The sequence below is a fragment of the Caulobacter endophyticus genome, from assembly GCF_029543245.1.
Lineage (GTDB): Bacteria > Pseudomonadota > Alphaproteobacteria > Caulobacterales > Caulobacteraceae > Caulobacter > Caulobacter endophyticus_A.
The window spans coordinates 68089-94782 of the sequence record NZ_JARQWV010000002.1 but is presented as its reverse complement, the minus strand read 5'-3'; the positions used below and the strand labels follow the sequence as shown (position 1 = coordinate 94782).

General features: G+C 66.1%; 16 protein-coding genes. 7 read left to right on the top strand and 9 right to left on the bottom strand.

Annotation, left to right across the window (positions count from 1 at the left end):
• Position 1: 1 nt before the first annotated feature.
• The 3 genes from P7A99_RS02480 to P7A99_RS02475 form a co-directional block, all read right to left on the bottom strand.
• Positions 2–1153, bottom strand: a complete 1152-nt coding sequence (locus tag P7A99_RS02480) for a ParB N-terminal domain-containing protein (RefSeq protein ID WP_277792366.1) — start codon at positions 1151–1153, stop codon at positions 2–4.
• A 168-nt stretch (positions 1154–1321) separates the two neighbouring features.
• Positions 1322–2068: a winged helix-turn-helix domain-containing protein gene (locus tag P7A99_RS25165; RefSeq protein ID WP_431307636.1), complete on the bottom strand. Its 747-nt coding sequence runs from the start codon at positions 2066–2068 to the stop codon at positions 1322–1324.
• Positions 2069–2175: 107 nt separating this feature from the next.
• Positions 2176–3531, bottom strand: a complete 1356-nt coding sequence (locus tag P7A99_RS02475; protein WP_277792365.1) for a hypothetical protein — start codon at positions 3529–3531, stop codon at positions 2176–2178.
• Positions 3532–4554: 1023 nt separating this feature from the next.
• Between P7A99_RS02475 and P7A99_RS02470 the strand changes: the two genes are divergently transcribed.
• Genes P7A99_RS02470 through P7A99_RS02455 form a run of 4 tightly spaced genes read left to right on the top strand, consistent with a single transcriptional unit; the run spans position 4555 to position 10356 of the window.
• Positions 4555–5400, top strand: a complete 846-nt coding sequence (locus P7A99_RS02470) for a TnsA endonuclease N-terminal domain-containing protein (RefSeq protein WP_277792364.1) — start codon at positions 4555–4557, stop codon at positions 5398–5400.
• A complete protein-coding gene (locus P7A99_RS02465; RefSeq protein ID WP_277792363.1) occupies positions 5397–7598 on the top strand; it encodes an integrase catalytic domain-containing protein in 2202 nt (733 codons plus the stop codon). The genes P7A99_RS02470 and P7A99_RS02465 overlap by 4 nt, the downstream gene beginning before the upstream one ends.
• On the top strand, positions 7595–8521 hold the full coding sequence (locus tag P7A99_RS02460; protein WP_277792362.1) for a TniB family NTP-binding protein: 927 nt from the start codon (positions 7595–7597) through the stop codon (positions 8519–8521). Before P7A99_RS02465 ends, P7A99_RS02460 begins: the two co-directional genes overlap by 4 nt.
• Entirely contained in the window at positions 8518–10356 is a 1839-nt protein-coding gene (locus tag P7A99_RS02455; protein WP_277792361.1) for a hypothetical protein, read from the top strand. The genes P7A99_RS02460 and P7A99_RS02455 overlap by 4 nt, the downstream gene beginning before the upstream one ends.
• A gap of 297 nt (positions 10357–10653) precedes the next feature.
• Here P7A99_RS02455 and P7A99_RS02450 read toward each other — a convergent pair whose 3' ends face one another.
• Genes P7A99_RS02450 through bcsA form a run of 5 tightly spaced genes read right to left on the bottom strand, consistent with a single transcriptional unit; the run spans position 10654 to position 20851 of the window.
• Positions 10654–10980, bottom strand: a complete 327-nt coding sequence (locus P7A99_RS02450) for a hypothetical protein (RefSeq protein WP_277792360.1) — start codon at positions 10978–10980, stop codon at positions 10654–10656.
• A 32-nt stretch (positions 10981–11012) separates the two neighbouring features.
• A complete protein-coding gene (locus P7A99_RS02445; protein ID WP_431307633.1) occupies positions 11013–12008 on the bottom strand; it encodes a glycosyl hydrolase family 8 in 996 nt (331 codons plus the stop codon).
• A gap of 19 nt (positions 12009–12027) precedes the next feature.
• Positions 12028–12501 (bottom strand): cellulose biosynthesis protein BcsD, encoded by a 474-nt coding sequence (gene bcsD / locus P7A99_RS02440; RefSeq protein WP_277792358.1) that lies wholly within the window; start codon positions 12499–12501, stop codon positions 12028–12030.
• Positions 12498–16463 carry a cellulose biosynthesis protein BcsC gene (locus tag P7A99_RS02435; protein WP_277792357.1) on the bottom strand — a complete coding sequence of 1322 codons (3966 nt, stop codon included), beginning with the start codon at positions 16461–16463 and terminating at the stop codon, positions 12498–12500. The genes bcsD and P7A99_RS02435 overlap by 4 nt, the downstream gene beginning before the upstream one ends.
• 14 nt (positions 16464–16477) lie before the next feature.
• Positions 16478–20851, bottom strand: a complete 4374-nt coding sequence (bcsA, locus tag P7A99_RS02430) for a UDP-forming cellulose synthase catalytic subunit (RefSeq protein WP_277792356.1) — start codon at positions 20849–20851, stop codon at positions 16478–16480.
• 498 nt (positions 20852–21349) lie between these two features.
• Between bcsA and kdgD the strand changes: the two genes are divergently transcribed.
• From kdgD to P7A99_RS02415, 3 genes are all read left to right on the top strand, one after another.
• On the top strand, positions 21350–22267 hold the full coding sequence (kdgD, locus tag P7A99_RS02425) for a 5-dehydro-4-deoxyglucarate dehydratase (RefSeq protein WP_277792355.1): 918 nt from the start codon (positions 21350–21352) through the stop codon (positions 22265–22267).
• Between the two features lie 151 nt (positions 22268–22418).
• Complete coding sequence (locus tag P7A99_RS02420) at positions 22419–23327, top strand: LysR substrate-binding domain-containing protein (RefSeq protein WP_165799317.1); 909 nt, start codon at positions 22419–22421, stop codon at positions 23325–23327.
• 57 nt (positions 23328–23384) lie between these two features.
• Positions 23385–24950, top strand: a complete 1566-nt coding sequence (locus P7A99_RS02415) for a carboxylesterase/lipase family protein (protein ID WP_277792354.1) — start codon at positions 23385–23387, stop codon at positions 24948–24950.
• 172 nt (positions 24951–25122) lie between these two features.
• Here the strand turns inward: P7A99_RS02415 and P7A99_RS02410 are convergent, their stop codons facing one another.
• Positions 25123–26637, bottom strand: coding sequence for a right-handed parallel beta-helix repeat-containing protein (locus P7A99_RS02410; protein ID WP_277792353.1), 1515 nt, complete (start codon positions 26635–26637; stop codon positions 25123–25125).
• Positions 26638–26694: the final 57 nt, after the last annotated feature.

Below are 26694 nucleotides of genomic sequence, written 5' to 3'. Positions count from 1 at the left end.
GTTAATCAGTCGCCAGGCCGGCTATGGCCGCATCGATATTCATCTTTACAAGGTTGGCCCTCTTAACAGTCGACTCCGCAATTTTCTGGAGTTCCGGCTGCGTAGATGGATCGAACCCTTCGAGGTTCTTGACCGCGTGAGCCAGCTCGGCGTTAGCGTTGATCAAGTGCTTCTGGAAACGGATATCGACAGGCGTAGCTTCAATGACTGCCTCGTCCAAGCTGTTGCGTTCGGCCAGGATGCTAGTCGCCGCAGGCGAACCAAGGACTTCCTGCAGGCGCCGCAAGTCAGGATTCTGGCTTTTTACTGCTGGCTCTAGATCCCGCTCTTTAGACCCATAGAGCCACGTCAAAAGATTGCGCAACTCGCCGAAATTTTCCTCCGGCACAGGCGCGCGATCAGGATCGGCTCCCCGGTCCGGCCGCTCCATTCCCAAATAGTTGGTGAATTCCTCGTAGCCTAGGCCGGTGTAAAGGTGTGAGAAGCTGAAAGCCTTCTTCTTGCGATCGGCGATTTCATAGAGATTGTTTCGCTCAGCTTGGTCGAGAACATACAGCGCTGCGACCATGCGGTGCATGGTCATGTGCTGGTCCCCCATCCTCGATGCGATCTGTTGAAGTGAAAGATGAGGTTGGCCCGCGTCCCTCTTCACATGCTCGTCATCCAGCCACCTGGCGGCGAACCGCGCTTTGGCGAAAGCGTCCCACGATTGTGGTCCGTTGATGTGCTTAAAGCCAATAAGGTCGCGTGCATCGTCCTCATTGGCTACGCGATAGGCGAGGATCTCGTTCAGCGTCGCCCGCTGCGCCGCCTCCATTGGAGGCGTCGAAATACGCGCCTCCTTCGCCAGTTCCGGATCGCGCAGCGCTTTTACGGCGGCGAGGCGCCGATTGCCCTCAAGGACTGCAAGCCGCCCGTTTCGCTCGATGACGATGATGGGCTCGATGTTGATGTAACCGCTGGTCGATATGGACTGAATAAGTTCGGACAGATCCGCGGATGAAGCGAGCGTGGAGATCACGGCGCTGTCACCGGACCCAGAAGGCTGCTTGTCAGGAGTGAAGCGCGGGTTGTTAACGTCGAAATCGAGGAGTTCGACCGATACCTTCTCCGCCTGACCAATAGGCGGAAATGGGGGGTTACCATCGGCCATCTGAAGCCCTCGCAAATAGTTGACGGAGAGAGTCGGCCGGCCACCCACCCACAAGCCGCCGGCTCCTTTGGACTTGGGAAGATTCCGAGTCAATCGTAAGGTCGGCGGGTCGGCCCCGCCAAGCCCTTATGGCCCGGACAGCCTGGCGCTCGCATCGCCAACGGTCGATCAGAGCGCCTCGAAACACTCACTCCGGGTTGTCCTAACGCCGTCAGGGCGGAAGCGGATCATCGTTGTATGTGCCAGACAACGCCTCCAAGCATCGACTATTTTGTCTTGAGGGCAACGAATCCTCTCTCCAACAGTGCGCGAAGATTCTAATATCGATAGCAGGAACTGCTCACTAAAATGAGCATCGCGAAAACTGGCGCATTTCACTTTCGCGAAAACCCACCAATTTTGATCTAATATCTCAAACGGTACATGTTTGTTTATCTGCCTCAACCTGACCGAGACATCCTTAGCACGGCCGACCTTCCATACGTCACTACTACCAAATTGTAGGACGTACACAAATGATGGGACTTCCGCATCGTAGCTGATGACAGCGGTGTAACTGCCTGGAGCCGGACCGGTCGTAGGCCCCTGCACCAAGGTGCCAGCGCCCTTGCCAGCAGTTCGCACGTCATGTCTTCGAGCAGTTACAATTGCGCGGGCGTCGTCAACAGTGAGCAATGTACTCCACCCGTCGTCAGACAGAGCCCAGAATCCGGATTCAGGGCAGTCTAGAAGCCCCGCCGCGACGAGCTCTAGTCGAGCGAAGCGAATTTCCTTGGCAAAGCGAGTCTCGCCGGATGGCTGCACCACAGCCACATCCGAGGGGCGTGCCAAATTTAGGTCGATCATTATTTCAGATATGCGGCCCGAAGGCAGGCCGCCCCCGAACATGCGCAGCACATCCAATATCGAAACCATATAGAGAAGTCGTGATGAAACTTCACGAGCCAATCTGCTTCTTCCCCACGCCTCAGCATATGAAGCTGCGTAAATTCACCAAGTATTCGGCGCTTTCGCCCCTTCAATCATGGCCAAATTTTCTCGAAATATGCTTGCGCGTTATCCCAAGCGACGATGAGGTCGCGCTCAGAAGGGGTAACGTAACGGTTGTGCACGTACGCGTGCTGCAGGTCAATCGAAAGAGGATGGTTGGCGTTGCTGAGCGCACGCCTAACGCCGTCGAAATTGGCGCTCTCTGCACCGGCGGCGACCATGTGGTCCACCGCTTCTCGGACTTTCAAGTCGAGGGACTTGTAGCGCTCGCGCGCGCCAGGGTTCGGTTGAAATTTTAATGTGATTCCGTGCGCGACCAGGTAATGGTCCGTTGAATTCTCCATAAACACACGCAAAAGCACTGCTATAGCATTTGGATTTGATCTAAGTTTAAGCTTAAGAAGCTCGCCATAGATGTCGCCCGTATTGTTATTTGTGATATTTAGCCTACAATGACCAGGAACGATGACCGTTCTTTCTGCAACCTTCTGAGGACGAGGCTGGCGAGGCTTGGACGGAACTGCGGGAGATGTCGCACCAGGCAGACCGATACTGTCCAGGGACTTCAGCTCATTCGATGCTTGGCTCAGGTCGGGACCGTCACTTGCCAGCACGATCGCCACGTAATCATTCTGCTGCTTGACCGACTTAAGCGCGGTTACTCGCATTTTCTTGCTAGCAAGATCGAGGACGATGCGCTTAAGCGGCTTGATCGCTTCAGCTTTGGGCAGCCCCGTCACCAGCTTGCCGTCCATCACATCGAAGCCGATCGCCACTCTTACTGATGGTGTCGAGAGAAGGCGGTCGAGGGTAGTAATTGGGAACTTGCCCGACAGTATTTCTTTCTCTTCACTGGTGAGTCCCTCGCTTAGCCGAACGAACTCCAGAGCTTGGAGCGCAGGGTCATTACCCAAGAAACGAGCGACCTGCTCGGCGGACCACCTAACGACCCCTCGGCCTTCGTCTTCGCCACTATGGCGCTGCTCGATCCAAGTCGCTGACTCGGCGCGATCGGGGACGACAAAGCAGGAGATCGGCTCGACTGAGGTTCGATCGAAACGAGCGGACAGACGCTCGATACGCTTGCGAAAGGCGCTGCTCACCTTAAGTCCGCCCATCAGCGCTGGCTTGGCGAGCAGCTTCAACGCCAAGGTTCTGCGATTACCTTCAAGCGCGATGAATTTCCCGTCGACGTCAGCCATGACTAGGAGACGTTCCATCGGATTGAGCCTGCCAGCGTCAACGATGCTTTCAGCGAGATTCGCAAGTTTATTATCGCCATCGTCGATGATCTTCTGCATCGCCTCGTGCTGATCGGCGGCCTTGTTGATGCGCGGGTTGTCAAGATCCAGTTTCAGCTGGGAAATCTTCAGGTTCTTGTTAGTCATGCCCACCCCATTGACTCGCCCGTAGCGTAGCCCTTGGGAGAAGCGCACGTAAAGATGGTGGAGGCGCGCTCCCACGGACATTGTTCGGTTGGAGACTTTGTCGATCGGCCCTTGAACGCGAGACCGGCCGCTGCCGCTCGAGCCTCTCTGCGGAGAGCGGACCTTCCCAAGGTCGCCTTAGCGTCAATTGCCGACATTGCGGCATTGGGAGCACCGAGCGAACCCTATCTGGTAGCTATCAAGGGCAGCTCGATATGACCAACGCGAGAGATTGAGGCGGTGAGATTTTTTCGAGAATTCTCCCGCCATAGCGATGTGCCGAGCGTTCTCAGGGAGCTTCAGTTTCAAGGAATGCCCAATTTGGCAATATGGAGCTGCCGCTTGTTGGACCAGAACGCTCCAGGGCCCGTGCCCAAGATCATTCAGGCCTGCGGCGAGGTACTCCGCCGCGTAGAGATTGCGGACGCTCCTCAGCTAAGCGCCTTCCGAGATTACCATAAATCTTGGAATGAGTGGCGCAGGCGACCCTACCACCCGAACTGAACACCGCCACGCCGCAAAATCATCATTGAAAATGTGGTCTTAAGTACACACTCAACGACGTCGCCAGTCGTCGCGAATTTTGTAATTCTAATTTCTTAATTTCCGCCACGCCGTCAACTTGAATCCCTTGCCTGGACTCGAATTTTCGAACTGACTTAGCCCACGCTGTCATCGTGGCTCGCTCAGCGCATCCACTGTCGGCGACATGGCGAAGCTATGCCTGAACGCCTAGCGCCGCCGCTTCGGGCCTAAGGAGAGAAATATGAGGTTCAGCTAACTCAATCCGCCATCTGGCGGAGCAGCTGGTGTTGCCGAGGAGGTTCCCGCCTCCTCGGCCACCAGTTCCGGAGCGAATCCGAAACGCGCTTGCGTAGCGATCGGAACTCTCTCCCGACATCGCGATGAAGTCAACGGCCGCTGCCAGAGCGATCGATGAAACACGCCTGTGCTCCGCCTCTTCCGCAAACAGAAGAGGTCCAAATGAACATCCACACAACCGACTGGCAAAACGGGCAGAGCCCCGGCCAAACAATCCACGACGAACTGAAATCATCCCAGCCTAGCCTGCTAGATGCGCTGCTGGCGCCGCTATCGAAGCCAGGGAGGGACACCAACAGTCGTCCGCTCCTGCCCTCGGCGACGGTGGTCTTGGCTCCCGACGGTTCAGCAATCCGCAGCGTGCTCACTGGCCGGCGCGTCATGGTCACAGGGTTCTACAACAGCCGGAAAGCCGGACGAGCCTTACCCTACGAGGGCATGAACGAACTGGCGCTGTTGAAGCACTGCGAGGTCGATACGACCGTTGTCGACTACCGGTCACAGCCCTTCCGCTTCGAATTCGTGATCGACGGCGCCAAGCGTATCTACATCGCCGACTGCGTCCGACTGCTCGATGACGGAACAGTGGAGGTGCTCGAGGCCAAGGGCCGGCTGCGACAACTGCTGTCGCCCGACTATGCCGAAAAGCTCGACGCCGTTCGCGACGCCTGCACGAAACTAGGCTGGCGGCTTCGCGTCCTGAGCCAGAAGCAGCTTTTCGAACCCCACCAAGTCTACGCAAACGTCGACCAGATCCAGTCTCGGCGGATGGTCCGGTTCGACCAGGTCGACGCCTATCGGGCCCTTGAGCACATCGAACAAGAAGGTGGCCAAACCACCCTGGGGCGTCTGGCCGGCGTCATCGGCGCGGGGCCGAGGGGACTGGCGATCTCACAAGCCATGATGGTCCGGCGACTGGTCAAGATCGACCTGTCTTCGAGACTGTCCGCCGAAAGCTGCGTGTCGCTGATTACGCATCGCCCTGGTGAGCGGGAGGCTTTCCGATGAGCATTTCGATCCGTTTCAACGCTGGCGAATGCTGGTCGTATCTCGGCAAGCGCCTGCGGTTCGAGCGTCATCTTGGCGACGATCTCCTGTATTTCCTGGATGAGGCGAGGCTGGGCCCGTTCCAGATCGAGGGCGATGACGGCGAACTGCATGCGCCCGATGTCCAGTGGGCGATCGAGGCCTTTGCCCAAGGCGACCTGAAACGACTGCGTGACCCCCAAGGGCCACCTGTCCGGCGAAGGGCGGCCCTACAAGAACTCGGTCCGGACGAAGCCGCGCAAATGGACCCAATGGCCAACCTCCGCGCCTTCGTGGTCCGCGGGCTCGATGCGCTGCCCGAAACGCCCAGAAGCGACAGATCCTATCGCCTCGCCTTGGCCAAGCTCTGGGCGGCGCACCCGGACCGGGTCGCGAAATTCTCTGGGCAGCCGTCACCACGCGCCGCGAGGCGCTGGATGGATGAGCGTGGCGTTCCAGGGGATCGAACGCTGTCGCAAATGGTGTCGATGTCAGGCCGCGTAAAACGACGGCCGCGTATCTGTCCAGAGGTGAAAGCGGAAGTTCACCAAGCCGCGCTTTGGTTCTGGTCGAGCCGCCGTTGGTCCATCACCGATGCATATGCTCGGCTCTCGGAAAGCCTGTCGCAGATCAACGCGCAGCGGAAGGGTAGCGCTGTGCTCCCTGAGCTTGAGCGACCATGCCGCGAAACCTTGCGCAAGGAAATCCGCAGGGCAGAGAGCTTCGAAACCGTCCGAGAAAAGTATGGCCTCAGGGCTGCGAACACAAAATTCAAGGCCTGCGGAAAGGGGTTAAGCGCTACTCGAATTCTACAAATTGGCGCCATGGATCATACGCAGTTGGACGGCGTGGCAGTGTTCGACGGCGTCGAGATGCTGCCGCTCGGACGCCCTTGGCTGACGGCAATCATTGACGTGTACAGCGGTTGCGTCGTCGGCATCGTGCTCACTTTCGAGCAGCCCTCAATCTACTCCGTCATGGAGTGCATCAAGCGCGCCAACCGGCCGAAGGTCCACCTTCCGCAATCGGCCGATCAGTTTCCCGATTTGCGGAGCATCTTCGGGCGCTTCGACGAGATCGTGGTCGATAACGGGCGTGAGTTCGCCGGTGTTGCGATGGAAGATGGGCTGATCGATGCGGGCATCTCTCTACGCCTCGCTCCGGTTGGCTCGCAGACCTACAAGGCTATCGTCGAGCGTCTGTTTGGTACGCTCAACTCGCTGCTCAATGAAAAACTCCCCGGCGGCGTCCTCAAACCCGAGGTGCTGCGCGAGTTTGGATACGACCCTGAAAAGGATGCGGTCCTCACGCTGAGCGAGCTTGAGGAGCTGCTCTGGGACGCGATCACCCTCTACCACATCACGCCACCGCGCGGGCAGAGCTCGCCCCCCGCCCAGCTCTGGAAGGAGAGCGCCAAAGCCGACGGCATCGACGTTATCGGCGACGATGCCGAGCTGGATAAGATACTGGGAGCGGTGAGGTACCCCTGCCGCATCACCAGATCCGGTGTTGAGCTATTCGGTCTGACCTTCCACGACGAAGCCAAGGTCTCCGCGTTGCTCGAAGACCTAATTGGCTACGAGCCGGTTAGATCCCGTCGCAAGGGCTCCGCAACCGCCCGGGTGAAGGTCAAATACAATCCGGCGTGCCTTTCGGAGATCCACGTCTGGAACCGACACACCAACCGTTATGTGACGCTGCCGTGCAAAGATGAGCGCTACGCTCAGGGCATATCGCTCTGGCATCATCGGCGCCTTCGGGAATGGGCTGCCCTGAAGGGAGAGGAATTCAGCAGCGAAGCTGATCGCCTGCTCGTTCGGGCGAAGATGATCCGTAAGCTGGAAGACTTGGCTCCGACGCTTAAGGGCAAAGAGCGCCGCGCCATGGCCCGGTTGCTGAACTCACCTAAAATCCAATCGCTGTCGGACGGCGGCGTTGCGCTTGCCTATGCCCCACCGCGGCACGATGGCCTGGCCCCGGTCATCGAGCATGACCTTCTCGCGCCCGTGCGAAGCGACGAGGGCCGCAAGCCGTCTCGTCCCGCTCGAACCAAGAAGCGAAAGCCGCCCAAGCCCAGAAGAGCCAAGGCTATCCAAGACCATGCGCACCTGAAGCCTCAAACAGGCGAGATCGCGGACTTCACGGTCGATCTGTCCACCTGGAAGGAGATCGACCTATGAATTCCTTGGAAATCGCCCGAAAGGTCGCCCTCTTTCAACAAATCTATATCGCCTATCCTCCGCACATCTCTCTCCATGAGTGGTGCGCTTACTTGGTGGAGCTAGGTCGCGCCACACGGGGGCGGCCGCAGAAGGGGATGCGCGCGCTTGGGCCTTCAGGTTCGGGCAAGACCGCAGCGATGCTGGCCTTCATCCATAAGTTCCTGGCCAAAACGCCTAGGACCGCGGATCGCGTGCCGATTGTGTTCGTCACGCTGGAAAGGGCGGCCACATCGAAGAGGCTGATGATTTCGATCTTGGAGTATTTCGGGGACTGCCATTCGTCGCGCGGAACTGAGCAGTCCCTCAAGATGCGGGTCAAGGCGTGCTTCGAGCGGTTCGGCACGGAGCTGCTGATTATCGATGAAATCCAGCATCTGAATTATCGTAACTCGGAGAGAAGCGATGTCACCGACAGCTTAAAAAGGCTGCTGGATGACGGAGTAGTACCGATCGTCTTTCTAGGCACCGAAGAAGCCAATGGTCTGTTCACGCGGAACGTCCAACTTGGCGGTCGGCTGATATCTCCCTGTGACTTCAAGCCGTTGGATTTGCAACTTTCGGCAGATCGGGCGCTCCTTGCCGGCTACGCGACACTCCTCAACCAGTCCATGGTCAAGAAAGGGGTCTTCCAAGAGCTTAGCTGTCTTGAGGACCCCTTCGTCCTGGCATGTCTTCATGCGGTCAGCGACGGGGTCATCGGGCGAGTATCGCGGCTTGTGGAGATCGCGCTCGAAATCGCCCTTCGACGGGCCGCCACCCGGATCGAGAAGTACGATCTCGCGCTCGCGGTTGATCGGTGGGCCATTCCCAATGGCATAACCGCAACAAACCCCTTTCTCCGCGATCCCGTGGACGTCCTGTCCCAGGAAGATGTCGCATGAGGGAGGTCGTCGAGCATGTCGTCGCCAGGGAAAATCGGCTGCTATTTGGCCTGACGCCCTTCGACAACGAGAGCTTCCACGGCTTTACCGCACGACTGGCGGCCTGGAACCACTTCGACAGCCGCAAGCAGTTCCTCCTGAGCATGGCCTTCCCCCACTTGTTGGGGGGAGGCCTACAAGCGGCTCTGGAGGATCGCGGGCCACTGGCTTGGCGTCTCCGGCTGGACGAAGAGCAGCTGGGCCGGTTGACCGGTCGACACGATCCGGAACTCGATCGATATCGAGAGCTTGTCAGCATGGTTGCTCGGCGGGTTTCGCCGGCGGCGTTACGCGCGGCGCCATATCACCGGGCGAGCTGGATGCTCCAGCTGCCCTTCTGCCCGGAAAGCTGGGAGGTTCTCATAGACCATTGCCCTGCCTGTCAGCGGCGATTGGGATGGGAGAAGGTGCTAGCGATAGAGCAGTGCGATCACTGTGGTTTCGACCTTCGGACCGCCGCAGCAACTTCGGTCCCAAAGAGGCAACGGGCCCCGCTGGCCTTGATGGCGGGGTTGGTCAATCGGGACCCTGCATTGCGGCTTTCCCCGCGCCTGACGCTCCCGCCTCATCTGGAGAACTGCTCGCCGCTCGAGGTCTTCGAGTTGGCGATGGTCTTCGCCAGAGCAATTGCCCTGATGCGAAGCCGGATGAAATTGAGGGTGTGCTCGCCAAGCAAGAAGACCGCCTACATGGCGGCTGGCATGGACATCATCTGTCGATACCCGGAGTCATTTTTCGACCTGATGGGCGCGGCAAACGAGGCGCTGCCGAAGTTTTTCCAAACTGTCCGGGCTTACGGCGGCAACTCGGTTGGGATCTATCAGCGGCTTTTTTCCGATTGGGAACCGTGTCCGCACGGGCCCACGCGGCTTCGCCAGAAACGAGAAGGCGGCGGACAGCTCACGCTTCGCCAGGCGGCACAGCAACTGCGGCTGGAGAACCGCGACCTGCGCAAGCTGATCGACGAGGGGCTTATCGGGGCGCCAAAAGGCCGTGGCGTCGTGCGCAAATGTCAGTGGCTCGATCCAAGGGAGGTGAGCAGCTGCGCGCGCCGGCTGGAGAGCCGAATGTCATTGCAGGAGTTTTCCCGCGCTTTCGGATTGCCCGTCCGCGGAGTTGCCCAGTCGGTCAGCCTGGGTGTCTTGCCTCGAAACCAGGATCCAATGGTGAAGGCGCTGCATCCCAACACCCAGCTTGATCGAAGCGCTGCGGAAGAAGTGCTCGGCCGGCTCCTAGCGATACGCCGCGTTCCGACTCCGGAAGTGCCGGTTTGGCCTATCGAGGACGTTTTCCATGGCATTGGCGGCCAAGAAAAGCCTTGGGGGACGATGCTACGAGCGGTGTTGGCTCGGCAAATCCCTCTCTATTGCGACGAAGAGATTTCGACTGGCCTCCACATCGGGAAGCTCCAGATTCCACAGGCGTTGGCCTGGGAGATCCTTGGGCGACGCCTCCCAGAGCTGTTGGAGGTCCCGGACCTTGCGTCAGAGGAGCTGTCCGAGTCGCCAATGACCAGGATCGAGGTGGAGAGCTATCTCAACTGCTTTCCTCGGGACTTGTCCTGGCTCCTGGCGGAAAAGCATCTCTCCAAAAGCCCGACACTCCAAGAGGTGGCCGTACTGGGGCAAAGCATAATCAGCTCGCGCGAGATCAGTTGGCGCTGGCGCGTCTCGCCAGCGTTACGCGAGGCGCTCGCGAAAGAACATGGCATCGGAAGAACCCTCGGGCCTTTCTGGTCGCGAGCGGCCGTTGAGGAACACTTCGCTTCGAAGTTTCCGTTCGGCCGGCCGATGTAGCGGGCTGCGGCCAACGACCAGGTACGAACTCGGTGGTTGGCCACACCTGCCAGACGCCCGCCTTTTCAGAATGCGGATGAGGAAGCTCCACGTCCTGTTTTGACGTGCCCGGGCCGCACAGTCGAAGATGATACTGAATGGGGTCATCTTTAGGTGGTCGAGGACCATCCAGGGACGGCGTTAGATGGTCCCGGCTTAATGGTGGAGTTTGGCCAACTGAGTTAGATCAACAACTTAGTCGGTTGTCCCTCTTGCGCACCGACAAGTGCTTGTGGCGCGCCGGTTGTGGGTGCGGTTCTAGCCGCGCGCGACCATGCGGCGGAAGATGTCGTCCAGGCGGGCGGCGGGAGCGGCGGTTTCGGGAACGGGCGCGGGGGCGACGGGCGCTGGGGGCGGCTCGCAATAGGCCTTGAGGAATCCGGCCTCGACGGTCACGGCGTCTTCGTTGGCGGCCGGGGGGCAGCCGAAGACATTGCGCAGGGCCAGGGCCATGGCCTCGCCCTCGCTGAGCACGGCCTGGGCTTCGACCACCGGGGCCGCATCGTCGAAGACCTGCTCGAACACCTGGTAGGGCAGGTTCGCCTGGTTGATCATCGAGAACAGTCGGTTGACGTCGCCAGCCATGGTTCGGCTCCACCGCTTCCAGCGGTACGGGGTTAAGGTCGTTTGCCGCCCCTCTCCCGCCCCGCCATGTCGGCGAGCAGGCCAAGGGCCGAAGAGTAGTACGTGCGATCCTGCGACGCTCCCCGCAGCGCCCGGATCGACGGGTCGTTCAAGGCCAGAGCGGCGATGGCGACACCGCCTCCTGATAACGGAAAGTCGGCTTCCCGCCCGTCGGACATATTGACCCATGCCGGTGGCGGCTTTTGGGCTTGAATCTTTCCGCGCCAATACCCGGCCGCCTCGCGAGCGAGCGAATCTTCGCCTCCCCAGGCCAGGTAAAGGGGCACGCGAATGGCCTCGAAACCGAATAATGGAGGTTTTTCAGGCGCTAAGGCCAAGCCTCCGTCATTGCGCACCAGAAGCCAGTCCGGCGGCAGGTTCTGAGCGCCGAACCGCCCTTCCCAGGCCAGTTTCACCCCATCGGCCACCAGGGTGCGCCAAGGCGCCGCAGGGCCGTCCTCGACGGCGAAGTCCTTCAGCGCCGGCAGCACGAAATAGGAGGGGTTGGTCACCACCCCCGCCGGGCTGCGGAAGCCTTCCAGGCCGGGCAGCAGCACGGTGCGGCCGCCGACCTCGACCACCAGCCGCTCGGCCACCGCCTCGCGCATGGCCCTGGAGGCGGCCAGGTATTCCTCGTTCTTCCAGCGCCGCCCGGCCCGCAGCAGGGCCCAGGCCGCCAGGACGTCTCCATCGGAGGCGTTGTTCTCGTCGGCGACGGCCGGCGTCGCCCGGGGATCGTAGCGCCAGGCCAGCAGTGGCGCGTTCTTGCGGACGAGATTGGCGCGGGTCCAGCCCCAGGCCTTGTCGAAGGCCTCGCGATCGCCGTGGCCCTCGGCCAGCAGCATGGTCCAGCCCTGGCTCTCGCTGTGGCTGACCCCGCCGTTCTCGGGATCGATGGTGCGGCCGTCGGGCTGCACATAGGTCGCCTTGAACTGCGCCCAGTCGTCCGGCGGCCGCGCGCAGGCGCCTGAGCCTCCAGCCGCCGCCACCAGCACCACCGCCGCCAGCCTAGACGCGGTGCTCGAACACCAGCGGAGAAGCCAGGGGATCGCGGCAGGTCGTGACCCCGCCCGGGCTTCCCTGCGCGGCCAGCCAGGCGCCGTAAGCGCCCGCCAGAAGCTCGGCCATGAGCGGCGGCCAGGCGCGCTTGTCGTCGTCTTCGAGAACATTCGGACAGGCCCCATGGGTGATGAGGATGTGGTCTTCGGCCACGGCGAGCTGCACCCAGCCCCAGTCCATGGCGTCGAGGATCTCGTTGAGCCGCACTTCCAGCTCGTCCAGCGTCTCGAGCTTGGGCAGGGCGTGGCGGCGGGCCATGCGCTCGCCGGTGGCGCACAGGAAGCGCTTGACCGCGCCCTTGTCGGCGACGGCCGCCAACTCTTCAGCCAGCGCGGCCAGGAACGGCGCCCACTGGCTGCTGACCCTGCGCCGACGCAGGTAGCCGAGGTCCTTGGACCGGGGATCGAACTCGCTGGCGCTCATCGGCCGCCTTCTCCGCCGAGGATCTGCTTCACGCCCACGCTGACCGCGGTCTCGTTGTAGACGCCGAAGGTGTTGAAATTGACCGCGCCGCCGATGCTGGCGCCGGGCCGGAACTGGTAGTCGGCCGACAGCCCGCCCGAGATCCCGAAGCCGCTGGCGCTCTGGGCCAGGTAGCGCGGGAAGACGTCGGCGTCGGCCTGGGCCAGGGTGGTCAGTTCGCCCTGCAGGGCCGCGTCCATCGGGAAATAGGCCGCGCCCGCCTGGTTGTAGGTCTGGTAGCCGGGAGCGATCGCGCCCTTGAACTTCCAGGCCCCCTGTCTGGCCGCCACGCTGATCGGCGCGGTCAGGCTGGTGAAGGTCTTGGGGCTGAAATAGCCGCCATGGCCCAGGCTGAAGAAGTTCTGGTTGTTGTCGAAACCCTGCTGGTTGAGGTTGAAGCCGACCTGCACCTCGGTCTCGCCGCGGCGATACGGCCGGATATAGCCGCCCAGATTGACCTGGTAGCCGTCGTTGTCGGCCACGTGCTCGCCGTCGTAGTGACTGTAGCTGGCGTCGCCATAGAGGCCCGAATAGCCGTCGTCGTACGACAGGCTGACCCCGCCCCCGGTGCGCATGACGCGGCCCCAGCGCTGGCCGGTGACCGGGTCGCGGGCGCCGGCATAGGCCACCACGCTGTCGGTGACGGGGCGCCGCTCGATCCAGGCCTTGCCCTGGCCATTGGCGCCCAGGCGCGGCGAGAAGGTTGCGCCGCCGGCCACGTCGACGTCGCCGAAGCCGATCGGGGTCGTGCCGATGTCGGCCTTCAGCGGCCCGGCTTCCAGGGCGAGATTCACCGACGCGCCCGAAGCGCTCTGCGGCGAGGCGGCGCGATAGACCGGCGCGAACTCGCCGACGATGGCGCGGGCGTTGACGATCTGGTTGCCGCCGTAGCGCTGCTCGGCCGAGCCCGAGGGCGTGCCGCCGTCGATGCTGACCGGCGAGATCGTGGCGGTGAACCGCGCCTCGCCCAGGTTGGCGGATGCCGAAGCGGTGGCCGACAGCTCGTGCAGCCGCCCCAGGCCCGCCTCGCCCGAGCGGGTGCGGATCTGGGCCGAGCCGGAGACCTGGGCGGCGGTGCGGGCGGTGATCTCGGCGATCTGGCGGTCAATGTCGCCGACCACCGGGTCGCGCTCGGCCGGGGCCACGAACGGATTGCCCGGCGCGGGCGCCACGCTTGTGGTCGGACGCGGCGAGGCCGCCTCGCCCGCGCGACCGTTGCGGCCGGTGAACGGGAAGGCCAAGCCTGCGAAATTGCGCTCGCCATTGGCGGCGTAGGAAGGGCTCGCATAGGAGGGGGCGGACGCCGGCGCGGCCGGGGTCAGCACACCCGCCAGCTGATCGCCGCCCGAGGCGACGTCGACGCCCAGCAGCGGCGCGGCGGCGGCCGAACCCATCAGGTCGTAGCGGCTGGCCGCCACCGGCAGCACCGGCGAGGTGCGGGCCGGAACGCCGCCGCTGGTGAACGGGTTGGGTCCCAGCCCCCCGCCCGGCGTCGCGTTGGAGCCGCCCGGCGCCAGCACCGCGTCGAGGCCCGAGCCGAAGGTCGGCCGCCGTTCGCGCAGCAGCTTGGCGGTGCGCAAAGCCTCCAGAGCGCCGCGCTCGTTGCCGGCCTGCCGCTCGACCCGGGCCGAAGCCAGATAGAGGTCGGCGTCGCGCGGCGAGGCGGCGATGGCCTGGGCCAGGGTGCGGCGGGCGCCGGCCAGGTCACCCTTGCCGGCCGAGGCGTCGGCCAGGCCGATCAGGGCCTCCTTGTCGCCCGGCTTGGCGCGCAGCAGCACGCCATAGGCCTGGGCGGCCTCGCCGTACATCCGGCCGTCCAGATAGACGCGGCCCAGCGGGGCCAGGAGGCGGGTGTTCTTGGGGGCCACCGCGAAGGCGGCCGACAGCACGTCGAAGGCGCTGGCCAGGTCGCCGGCGGCGCGCAGACGGTCGGCCCGCTCGGCGCCCAGGGTGGCGGTCAGGTCGGCGACGGCGCGGCTCGCCTCCGGCGAGCTTCCGGCCCGGGTGGCGGCCTGGCGGATGATGGCAGCGGCCTCGGCGTCGCGGCCGGCCTTGGCCAGCACCGCGACCATGCCGTCATAGCTGGCCGGGCTTTCGGTGACGCCCTCGACCAGGGTGCGCTGGGCGATGGACAGCGCCGTCTGGCGGTCGCCCAGGTCATAGAGGGCCGAGGCCAGGCGCCCTTGCGCGTCGACCGACAGGCCGGGACGGGCGGCCAGGCCGCGAAGCGTGGCCACGCCCCCGCCCTCGCGGGCCTGATCGATGGCCGCGTCGATCTCCAGCCGGCCGCGCAAGGACGTCATCTCGGGCGTCATCCGCCCGACCGGCGCGCGGTTCAGCAGGGCCAGGGCCTCGGTGGGCCGCCCCTGCTGGTCGGCGAAGACGGCGGCGGCGTGGATCTGTTCGGGGGCGCTGCCCGCCGAGACCTGGGACATCAGCCCCTCGGCCGCCTGGGCCTCGCCCTGCCCGGCCAGGAAGCGGGCGAAGTCGAGCCGCACCCAGGGATCGCTCGGCGCCGAGGCCAGGGCGCTCTCGAAGGCGGCGTTGGCGCCCGACAGGTCGCCATTGGCCCACAGCTGGTTGGCGCGCTCGTGGTCGATGCGGCCGCGCAGCAGGTTCTGGCCGCTGGCGTCGGGCGCCAGGGCCGGCGAAGCGGCGGCGACCGTCTCGGCCTCGGCCGTGCGGCCCTGGTCGAGCAGCACTTGGACAAGGCCCTGCTGGGCCTCGGCCTGGGTCGGGGCGGCGGCCAGGATCTGGCGATAGACGCTCTCGGCCTCGGCGGCCTTGCCCTGGCGACGCAGCGACTCGGCCAGCAGGTTCGAGGCCAGCAGGCGGTCGGGATAGGTCTGGGCGGTCAGCGGCCGCAGGGTCTGTTCGGCCTTGGCCGCCTGGCCTTGGTCGAGCGCCGCCTGGGCGGTCTGCAAGCCGGAATAGAAGCGGGCGCTGGTCAGGGCCTCCTTCCAGCGGCCGGCGCTGGCGGGGCTGGCGCGGCCGGCCCGGGTCAGCAGATCGGCGGCCTCGGTGAACTGCTGGGCCTGCAGGCGCACGAGGCCCAGGCCGCCCAGGGCGTCGGCGTCGCCGGCGCGGCGCGACAGGGCCGCCTGGAAGCGGCGCTCGGCCTCGGCGGCGTCGCCGGCCTGCAGGGCCTGGAAGCCCTTGGCGCGATCGCCGGCCGACGGATCGACGGGGGCCGCGGCGCTGGCCTTGGGCGCGACCTTGGCGGCCGCCAGCTTGCGCGAGATCTCCGCGTCGTTGGGACGGGCGGCCAGGTAGTCGCCGAACAGGTCGGCGTTGCGCGGGCTGTCGTCCATCCAGGTCAGGGCCTGGCGCCAGGCGCTGGCGGCCTTGCCCGAGACAGCCCCGCCGCCGCCCGCCAGGCGGGCCAGCAGCGCCACGCCCTCGCGGCGGCTGCCCTCGCGATAGGTCAGGGCCTGGCCCAGGGCCAGCTGCACGTTCTGGTCGCCGGGCTTGCGGGCGGCCAGGGCGCGCAGGCCGGTCTGGGCCTGGGCGACGCCGCCGGGGGCGCCGGCCAGGGTCTGGTAGTATTCCAGCGCCAGGGCGTCGGGCGGATTGGCGCCGCCGAAGGCCTGGCGATAGGCGGCCGCGGCCGCGGCGCTGTCGCCCTTCTGCGCCAGGGACCGGGCGCGGGCCAGGTCGCCGCCCCCGGCCGCCGCCGGGGCGCCGGCGCCCGGACGCTGCGGGGCGTCCAGGGCCGCCAGGCCGCGCTTGGCGGCGGCGTTGCCGGGATCGGCGGCCAGGGCGCGCTTGTAGGCGTCCGCGGCCAGGTCCTTGCGGCCCTTCTGGCTCCAGAAGTCCCCCTGGCGCACCAGGGCCGACACCGCAGCGCTTCCGGTCTGGGCCTCGGCGACGCTCGCCGTCCCGCCCGCCATCAGGATGGCGGCCAGGGCGGCCTCTACGGACATGCGACGCAGGGTCTTCACTTGTGGCTGCCCCCTTCGAGGCGACGGCGCGCGACGGACTTCAGCGCGAAGATGATCGGGAACGACAGCACCAGGCCGACGCCGAAGATGGAGACGGCCAGCAGCAGCGGACGCTGGCTCAGCCACCACATCATGTAGACCCACCAGGGCAGGTCGCCGGTGTGGAACTGCTTGCCCACCTGGAAGCTTGCGAAGCCCTCCTCGGTGACCACCGCCAGGTCGCCCTGCACGCGGGCGTTCTGGGCCGGATCGTCCAGGCGGGCGATCACGGCGGGCAGACGGGCCGGATCGCTGGCCAGCACGGCCACCACCGCCCGGTCGCCGTCATAGGGCGAGCGGAAGCTGACCAGGCCCTCGAAGCCGTCGCCGGCCACCAGCAGGTCGTCGGCGTGCTCCCGCGCGGCCGAGGCCTCGCCGTTGGCCATCAGGAACACCCGCTCGGCCAGGGCCGCGGTCTTCAGGCGCAGGCGGTCGGCGTCGAAAGCCACCGGCGCGCCGGCGAACAGGCCGGTCAGGCGACGGGCCGTCTCGGGCCGGCCAATCAGCAGCACGTCGCGGCCCTTCAGCGAGTCGGCGTCGGCCGAGCGCGAGATCGCCACCCGCGTCACCGGCGCGCCGGTGACGTCGCCGAAGCGCCCCATCAGGTTCAGGAACGCCTCGATGTCGGCCGCGGCCGGGTTGGCGTCCAGCACCACGGTGGTCTTGTCGAGGTCGGCGTTGCGGGTGAACGGGAAGCCGGCGCTGGCGAAGAAGGCCAGGTTCGGCAGGGCCGCGAAGTGGCGGCCGCCGCTCAGGTCGATGGTGCTGTCGGGATCGATGCCGCTGTGGACGTTGGTCGGCAGTTGGCCCTGGCAGGCGCCGGTCTTGTTGCTCTTGATGTCGAAATAGAACTGCAGCTGGCTGGCGCCGAACAGCAGGTACGGCGGCAAATCGAGGCTGTGCTCGTTGCGGGCGAAGCGGTTGAACAGGCCGCGCACCTCGGCGGTCCGGTCCTGGGCGCTGAGCCGATACGAGCGCAGGTACTGGCCGTTCAGCGACACGTCCAGGCGCGACTGTTCGCGATCGAACCAGGGCCCCTTGGGATAGCGATAGCGCACGCGCATCGGCGCGCCCTGCACCGGCCACAGGAAGAGATCGGGGGCCACGCGGAACGGCACGGTGACCGGGGCCGGCGACAGGCCCGGCGCCTGCAACAGCTGGGCGTCGACCAGCTCGCCCATCCGCACGGGGCGGTCCATGCGCAGCCAGCGCGGCGCGTCATAGGGCGCGCGCGGGGCGATCAGGGCGGTGTCGACCTGGGCCATGGCGCCGCTGAGACCGCCTTGGGAAATGCTCAGCGCCAGGGCGGCGCGGCGGATCTCGGAGGTGTCACGGCCGATCACCAGCAGAAGGCGGCGTTCGGGGGCCTGCGGATTGGCGACCACCGCCAGGGTGGGGCCATTGACCTGCGGCAGGACGAGGCCTCCGATCGTCTGGCCCGACTGGCCGAACACCACGCCCTCGCCCGCCGGCAGGGCGCCGATCAGGGTCGGGAAAGCAAAGCCGCGATAGCTGGCCCGCATGCCGAAATAGGAGGCCGCCGCCCCCGCCCCGCGCAGCACGGCGTCGGACGGCGTCTCGGCGAACACGAAGGGCAGGACCAGCTTGCCGCCGCCCTTGTCGAAGAACGGCCCGGGCAGTTGCGACAGGTCGGGCTGGCCCGGCAGGCGCGTGATCGTCAGTTCCAGGCGCGAGCGCTGGTTGGAAACGTTCATCCACAGCGACGAGTGCTGAGGGTCCTCGCAGGCGCGGGTGTAGTGACCGATGAAGCGGAGATTGAGATTGTTGTCGCGCAGGAAAAGGGCCGGATCGATCGGGATCGACCACTCGGTTCCGGCCGCGCGGTCGGGGGTCAGCATCACCGTGCCGGCCGGCTCGCCGTTGAGCGTGACGGCCAGTTGCGACAGGTCGCCCAGCAGCGACGGCGAATAGGCGCCGTTGACCACCAAACGCGCGCCCGTGACCACCTCGTCGCGGCGCAGGGTGAAGTCCACCCCGGCCTCGCCCTGCACGCCGCGCAGGCGCAGCGGCTGGCCGAAACCCAGGTCCTTGAGGGTCAGCACGCGGGTCGATCCCGTCGGCGCGGGCGCGGCGGCCTCGGCCGGCGGCGCGACCTGGGCCCTGGCCTGGCCGGTCCAGCCCAGGGCGCCGGCCAGCAGCGCGCCGGCCAGGATCACCGCCGTCCCGCCGTCGGGACCGCCGGCGCGCGAGCGCGGCGTCAGGGCCGCCGGCTTGGCCGCCCGCCACCAGAACAGGATGCTGGCGCTGGCCCGCACCAGGCCGGCCAGGGCGGCCAGCGGCCGCACCGGCGCCCAGTGGGCGTTGGGCTGCCAGGCGTCGGCGCGCCCGACGACGTTGCGCACCAGGTCGCGGCGTTCGGCGAAACCGAGCGGCAGGAACTGCACTCTCAAGACCCCCTTGTCGAACATGACGGCGCGGGCCTTGAACTGGCGGGCGCGCTCGTCCTGCAGGAATTCAACCGTGTCGATGTGGCGCTCGTTCCCCCAGAAGCCGTCGGGAACGATCGCCGAGAGCCCGCCCATCGAGACCTCGCGGGTCTCGACGTCCAGCACCTCGCCGTTGGTCAGGCGCAGGCGGGCGGGCAGGAAGGCTTCGATGCGGACGTGCTGGCGCACCTGGCGGGTCTCGCGGCCGACCGCGATGGCGGTCAGCAGCACCAGCAGGCTGAACAGCGTCCAGAAGGTGTTGAGCACCAGGGTGCCGACCAGCACGAAGTCGGGCTCGGCGGTCAGCAGCTTCCACACGCCCCAGCACAGGCCCGCGATCAGCAGGCCGGCGACCACCACGTGCGGCCACATCAGCGACCAGTCGAAATAGCCCTTCTCCAGCCGCCCGCCCTTGTCGGTGACGTTGAACTTGCCGCGCTTGGGCGCGAACAGGGTGACGATGGTCGGAGCCACCAGGTGGAAGGCCAGCAGGGTCTCGTAGATCTCGCCCCAGAACGCCATGCGCTCCTCGCCCTGCATGCGGTTGTTGGTGACGATCGAGTGCACCAGATGCGGCAGGGCGTAGGCCAGGATCACCGGGGCCGAGGCGCTGATGATGTTGAAGCCCAGCAGCAGGAAGGCCAGGGGCGAGGTCAGGAACACGATGCGCGGCAGCGGGAATTGGAAGTGCAGCATCGCGTTCAGGTAACAGAGCCGCTGCGCGGCGGTCAGGCCCTTGCCCATCAGCGGATTGTCGACGCGGAAGATCTGGGTCATGCCGCGCGCCCAGCGGATGCGCTGGCCGATGTGCAGGGCCAGGCGTTCGGTCGCCAGGCCCGCCGACAGGCGGATTTCCAGGAAGGCGGTGTTCCAGCCCTTGCGCTGCAGCTTCAGCGCGGTGTGGGCGTCCTCGGTGACGGTCTCGTGGGCGAAACCGTGGGTCTCCTCCAGGGCCGAGCGGCGGATCACCGCGCAGGAGCCGCAGAAGAAGGCCGCGTTCCACAGGTCGTTGCCCGGCTGGACGACGCCGTAGAACAGGTCGCCCTCGCCCGGGATGTCCTTCACCGTCTGGATGTTCCGCTGCACCGGATCGGGCGAGTAGAAGTGGTGTGGCGTCTGCAACAGGGCCAGGCGCTGGTCTTCCTGGAACCAGCCCAGCGTCATCTGCAGGAAGGCGCGCGTGGGGATGTGGTCGCAGTCGAAGATGCAGACCAGCTCCGCGTCGGTCTGCTCCAGGGCGTGGTTCAGGTTGCCGGCCTTGGCCCCGAAGTTGTCGGGACGGGTCATGTAGATCGCCCCGGCTTTCTCGGCGAATTCCTTGAACTCGGGCCGGCGGCCGTCGTCCAGCAGGTACACCTTGAAGCGGTCGCGCGGGTAGTCCATCCCCAGCGCGGCCAGCACCGTGTCCTGCACGATCTCCAGGCTCTCGTTGTAGGTCGGGATATAGACGTCGACCCGCGGCCAGGTGTGGGGCGCGCCCTCCAGCGGCCGCACCGGGCGTTGCAGCGGCCAGGCGGTTTGCAGGTAGCCCAGCAGCAGGATCAGCCAGGCGTAGATCTCGGCCAGGTACAGGCCCGTGCCGAAGAACGCCTCGGCGGCGTTGCGGAAATGCAGGGTCTCGGTGGTGCGCCACCACAGATAGCGGGTGCTGACGATCACCGAGACGATGCACAGGGCGATGGTCAGGTGCTTGGACTGCGACAGCCGGTTGGCGACGATCACGCCGACGATGGTCGCGCCGGCGAACAGGGCCTGATCCTTGAAGCTCAGCGGGACGACGATCGCCACGACGGCGACGGCCAGGAAGGCGGCGACCAGCAGCACCACCCCGACGCGCAGCATCGTTCGTTCCAGCAGCGACTTGGCCGAAACCCCGCCCGTCATGCCAGCACTCGCGAGTCTTGGTCGTCGAACAACGGCCATGGCTGCGCTGCTGTCATAGCCGTTGAACCTTCCACTCTTACAGTCAAGCTTTCCAATGAGCGCGGACGGCCGATGCTATCTGTTACGCGTATGGACCTACAAGCGAGGCCGTATGGCTGATTGAGCAGCAGTTCCAGAGGGTGTCGCCGCGACCAAAGGCCGCATTACTTCCCGAAACGGGAAAACGATGGCTTCGACAACCCGGCTACAAAGATGAACGTCGAAAGATACTTGAGGGCAACTCTATCCGCGAGTTCAAACCCAGAGGCACGTCCGAAGGTGGAATTCACCGCGCAGGCGGGGTTCGGGGAACGGTTTTCGGCGTCCGGCCATCGAGCCAATTCCGGTATCGGTCGATAGCGCCTTTGGCTTAGACCCCGGCGGAGCGGCTCTCTACCGTCAGCCTCAAGAAACGGCCTCCCGGCGTTCGGGAACAGGCCGTCGCTCGGAGAGGACTTCATGAGCCAGATGTCGCCGACGGACGTGGCCCGCCAGCTCGGCGGCGGCCTGCTGTCGTTCCCCGTCACCCATTTCGACGCCCAGCACCAGTTCCTGGAAGCGCCCTATCGCCAGCACTGCGCCTGGATGCTGGATCACGAGCTGGCCGGCCTGTTCGCCGCCGGCGGCACGGGCGAGTTCTTCTCGCTGCGTCCGGAGGAAGTGGGCAAGGTGGTGCGCGCGGCGGTCACTGAGACGGCCGGCAAGATCCCGGTCATCGCCGGCTGCGGCTACGGCACGGCCATCGCCACCGACCTGGCGCGCGACGCCGAGGCCGCCGGCGCCGACGGCCTCTTGCTGCTGCCGCCCTATCTGACCAACGCCACACAGGAAGGCTTGGCCGCCCACATCGAGTCGGTCTGCAAGGCCACCAGCCTGGGCGTCATCGTCTACAACCGCGACAACGCCATCATCAACGAGGACACCCTCGAGAAGCTGTGCGACCGCAACCCCAACCTCGTCGGCTTCAAGGACGGGGTCGGCGACCTGGAGCTGATGATGCGGGTCTATGCCCGCATGGGCGACCGCCTGACCTATATCGGCGGGCTGCCGACGGCCGAGACCTTCGCCCTGCCCTATCTGGAAATGGGCGTGACGACCTATTCGTCGGCGATCTTCAACTTCCTGCCGGAATGGGCGCTTGGCTTCTACAAGGCCGTGCGCGCCCGCGACCGCGAGACGGTGATGACCGGCCTGCGCGACTTCGTGCTGCCCTACATCGCCCTGCGCAACAAGGGCAAGGGCTACGCCGTCTCGATCGTGAAGGCGGGCATGAAGGCCGTCGGCCGCGACGCCGGCCCCGTGCGCCAGCCGCTGACCGACCTCACCGAAGCCGAGTTCGCGCAACTTCAGGGCCTGATCGCCCGCGTCCAGGGCTGAGGATGACGGGGTCGATGCGCCCGGCGTATCGACCCCCGCCGCGCCCGCGATGAACGCGCTCTCGCCCCTGCCCGGAAAGAAGGCCCTGGCGATAGGGCCGAACGAACGTCTAGCCTCGCGACTCCAGGGTGTTGTCGACGGGCGCTTTCCGATGTTCGAACTCAGCCAGCTTCGCTGCTTCGTCGCCACCGCCGAAGAGCTGCATTTCGGCCGCGCGGCCCAACGGCTGAACATGACCCAGCCGCCGCTGAGCCGGCAGGTGCAGCTTCTGGAGCGCATCCTCGGCGTCACCCTGCTCGACCGCACCAGCCGTTCGGTGCGCCTCACGCCCGCCGGCCGCGCCTTCCTGCTGGAGGCCCGCCGCATCCTGCGCCTGGCCGAAAGCGCGGCCCTGGCCACCCGCCGCATCGCCAGCGGCGACGCCGGCCAGATCGCCATCGGCTTCACCGCCGTCTCCGGCTACAGTTTCCTGCCGCGCCTGGTGATCCTCTCCAACGCCCGCCTGCCCAACGCCGACCTGACGCTGCGCGAGATGGTCACCCGCGAGCAGGTCGAGGCCCTGCTGACCGGCCGGATCGACATCGGCCTGGTGCGCCCGCCGATGGACCGCGCCGAGTTCGCCACCGCCCGCGTGCTGAGCGAGCCCCTGGTGGCCGCCCTGCCCAACGGCGACCCGCGCCTGGTCAAGGCCAGCCTGACCCTGGCCGACTTCGACGCCGGCCCGCTGATCATGTATTCGCCCGAGGGCGCGGGCTATTTCTACAACATGCTGACCACCCTGTTCGACGCCCACGGCGTGGCCCCGAACTATGTGCAGCACGTCACCCAGATCCACTCGATGCTGGCCCTCGTGCACGCGGGCCTGGGGGCGGCGATCGTGCCGGAGTCGGCCATGAGCCTGCACTTCGACGACGTGCAGTTCCGCCCAGTCGAGACCACGCCCGACCGGCCGGTCGAGCTCTACATGGCCTGGCGCAAGGACAACGAGAGCCCGATCCTGCAGACCTTCATCGACCTTTGCCTGGCCGAGGCCTCGCCGGCGGATCCGGACGGGCGCTGACGCGCCGCTCCTCCCGTCGGCCGCGCTCGGCCCAACGATAAAAGACGGGAGAAGACCATGACCCTCGATCGCCGCGCCGTGCTGGCCGGAGCCGCAGCCCTGGCCATGCCCCTGAAGGTCAACGCCGCCGGTCGCGCCGCGCCGGTGGCGACCACCACGGCGGGCCGGGTTCGCGGCGCCGAGGTCGATGGGATCAAGGTGTTCAAGGGCGTGCGCTACGGCGCCGACACCTCGTCGCGTCGCTTCCAGCCGTCGGAAGCCGCCCAGCCCTGGAAGGGGATCGCCGACGCCCTCGCCTACGGCCCGGCCTCGCCACAGCTGAAGACCGACGAGCAGACCAGCGAAGACTGCCTCTTCCTCAACGTCTGGACCCCTGGCCTGGCGGACGGGCGCAAACGGCCGGTGATGTTCTACGTGCATGGCGGCGCCCATGCGAACGGGTCGGGCTCCAGCCCGCTCTATGACGGGACATGGCTGGCCAAGACCTACGACGTGGTGGTGGTGACGGTGAACCACCGCCTCAACGCCTTCGGCTACAGCTATCTGGCGCGGCTGGGCGGGCCCGAGCTGGCCGACAGCGGCAATGTCGGCAACCTGGATCTGATCCTCGCCCTGCAATGGGTGCGCGACAACATCGGCGCCTTCGGCGGCGATGCGGGCAACGTCATGACCTTCGGCCAGTCGGGCGGCGGGGCCAAGTGCGTGACCCTGATGGCCATGCCGCGCGCGGCGGGCCTCTACCACAAGGTCGCGACCATGAGCGGCCAGCACGTCACGGCCATGGGGCCGATCCACGCCACGATCCGCGCCCGCGCCTTCATGGACAAGCTGGGCCTGAAGCCCGGCGAGACCGACAAGCTCAAGACCCTGCCCGCCGCCCAGCTGGTCGAGGCGCTGAAGATGCGCGACCCGCTGGAGCGCAAGGGCGGCATCGTCTTCTGGTCTGTCGTGGACCATGGGGTGCTGCCGCGCCACCCGTTCTATCCCGACGCCCCGCGCGAAAGCGGGCATATCCCGATGATCATCGGCAACACTCACGACGAGACCAAGGCCTTCCTGGGCGGCGATCCCAAGAACTTCGCCCTGACCTGGGACGAGCTGCCGGGCAGGCTGGAGAACGAGCTGGTGCTCGACATGTCGCCTCAATACCTGGTCGGCCGCTATCGGGCGCTCTATCCGCAGGCCAGTCCGTCGGACCTCTTCTTCGCCATCACCACCGCCGGGCGCTCGTGGCCGGGCCACCTGATCCAGGCCGAGCAGCGCGCCCGCATCGGCGCCCCGGCCTGGATGTACCAGCTGGACTTCGGCGCCCAGACGGATCCCCGGATGGGCGCCTACCACAGCTACGACATCGCCCTGGTGTTCGGCACGCTGGCCGCCAAGGGCGCGCTGACCGGCACCGGCCCGGCGGCGATCAAGGTCCGCGACCAGATGAGCGCGGCCTTCGCGGCCTTCGCCCGCACCGGCGATCCCAACTGCGCGGCGATCCCGGCCTGGGAGCCATACACCCTGCCCCGCCGGCCGACCCTGGTGGTCAACGAGACCTCGGCGATGGTCGATGATCCGCGCAAGGAAGAGCGCGAGATCTTCGCGGTCGCGCCGTTCATGAAGGAGGGGACGTAGGCGCTGACTAGATCCTCCCCCTGAAGGGGGAGGTGTCGGCGAAGCCGACGGAGGGGGAAGTGGATGCTGACCTTCCACCGCCTCGAAAGCTGAAAACGTCCCCCCTCCGGCCCTCCGGGCCACCTCCCCTAGAAGGGGGAGGATCCTGAGCGCGGGAGGTGTCCCGAAGCCTCTACCGCCCCACCACCACCGCCGCCGAAAACGCCGAGGTCGCCCCCGCCGCCGTGGTCGTCGTCGCGGTGATCGCCGAGCCAGCGGCCACGCCGTCGACCTGGCCCTCGAACACGGCCCGCCCCTGGCCGTCGGCGACCGCCTGCAGCGTGCCCAGATAGCGCTCGCCCTCGGTTCCGCCCTTGGGGCTGGCGAACAGTTCGACGAACACCACGCCATTGGCCGGCGCGCTCGCCTCGCCCTTCACGGCCATCTTGCCGCCCACCGCCCGAGCCGAGCTCACCTTCGGCGGCAGCAGCCCGAACTGCGGCGTCGCATGGCACTTCTCCGGCGTGTTCGGCGCCGTACAGACCTGGGCCGCGCCGGCCTTGTCGAACACCACGCCCATGCCGCGCGAGCCGACGAAGCTGGCGTGCTCCAGGCCCGGCGGGCCGATGACGATGCCGCCGCGCGCCATGGCCGGATCGCATGAGCCACCTGCCGAGCACAGCCTGATCGGCTTGCCGTTGCCGGCGATCGCGTTGCGGCTGATGCGGTTGGCGGCGACCTTGGCCTCGGGCCGCACGGCGATGCCGATCCCGTTGCCGCGGATTTCGTTGCCGACGATCATGTTGTCGGCCCCGCTGACGCTGATCCCGAAGGCGTTGCCGGTGAAGACGTTGGCGCCGATGTAGTTGCGCGCGCCCCAGTTCAGCTGCAGCCCGTCGGAATAGTTGGAAAAGCGGTTGCCCACGACGGTGTTGTCGTTGCCCCACAGGATCTCGATGCCCTGCGAAGGCTCCAGGTTGTCGGTCCCCCCGTCGAAGCTGTTGTCGGCGATCAGGTTGAAGGCCGCGCCGCGCGTCAGTTCCAGGCCGTCGCCGTTCTCGACGAAGGCGTTGCGCAGCACCTTGTTGTCGAGCGTGGTGTGCGAGGTCGAGCCGCCCTTGCCGTCGTCGCCGCTGAGCATCACGCCCGCGCCGCCGATGTTCCGCACGATGCGATTGTCGGCGATCACCGCGTTGGAGGTGCGTAAGACCAGCACGCCGATGCAGAAGCCCCGGATCTCCAGCCCGCGCAGGCTGACGCCCTTGGTGTCGACCAGAGCGAAACCGGGATTGCTGGCGGTGCGGACATTGGTGCCGTACTGGCCCTGGACCATGCCGGGGCAGGACTTCAGGTCGCGCGGCAGGTAGCCCGAGCCGTCTACCACGTTGTGGCCGCCAGTGCGGGCGAAGGCCTGGCCCTCGATGCTGACCGGGCCCTTGATCGGCGGCAGGGCCGATTTCAGCACGATGGCCGGGGCGGCGATCTCGATGCGATAGCGGCCAGGCTCGGCGTTGCTGGTCTCGATCGCCCAGCGCAGCGAGCCCTTGGCGCCGTCGTCGGCGTCGCGGTCCACCAGCAAGAGCTCGGTCGCCGCCGCTCCCTGGGCCGGCCCGCCGGCGGCCACGGCCGCGATGGGCTTGGGGTCCTGAGCCAGGGCCGGCGAGGCCAGCAAGGCCGCGACGATCGCGGCGGACGCTACACGAACCATCGGTCCCTCCATTCAAAGTCCAAAACACGCGTCATCCCGGAAAGCCCGCAGGGCTTA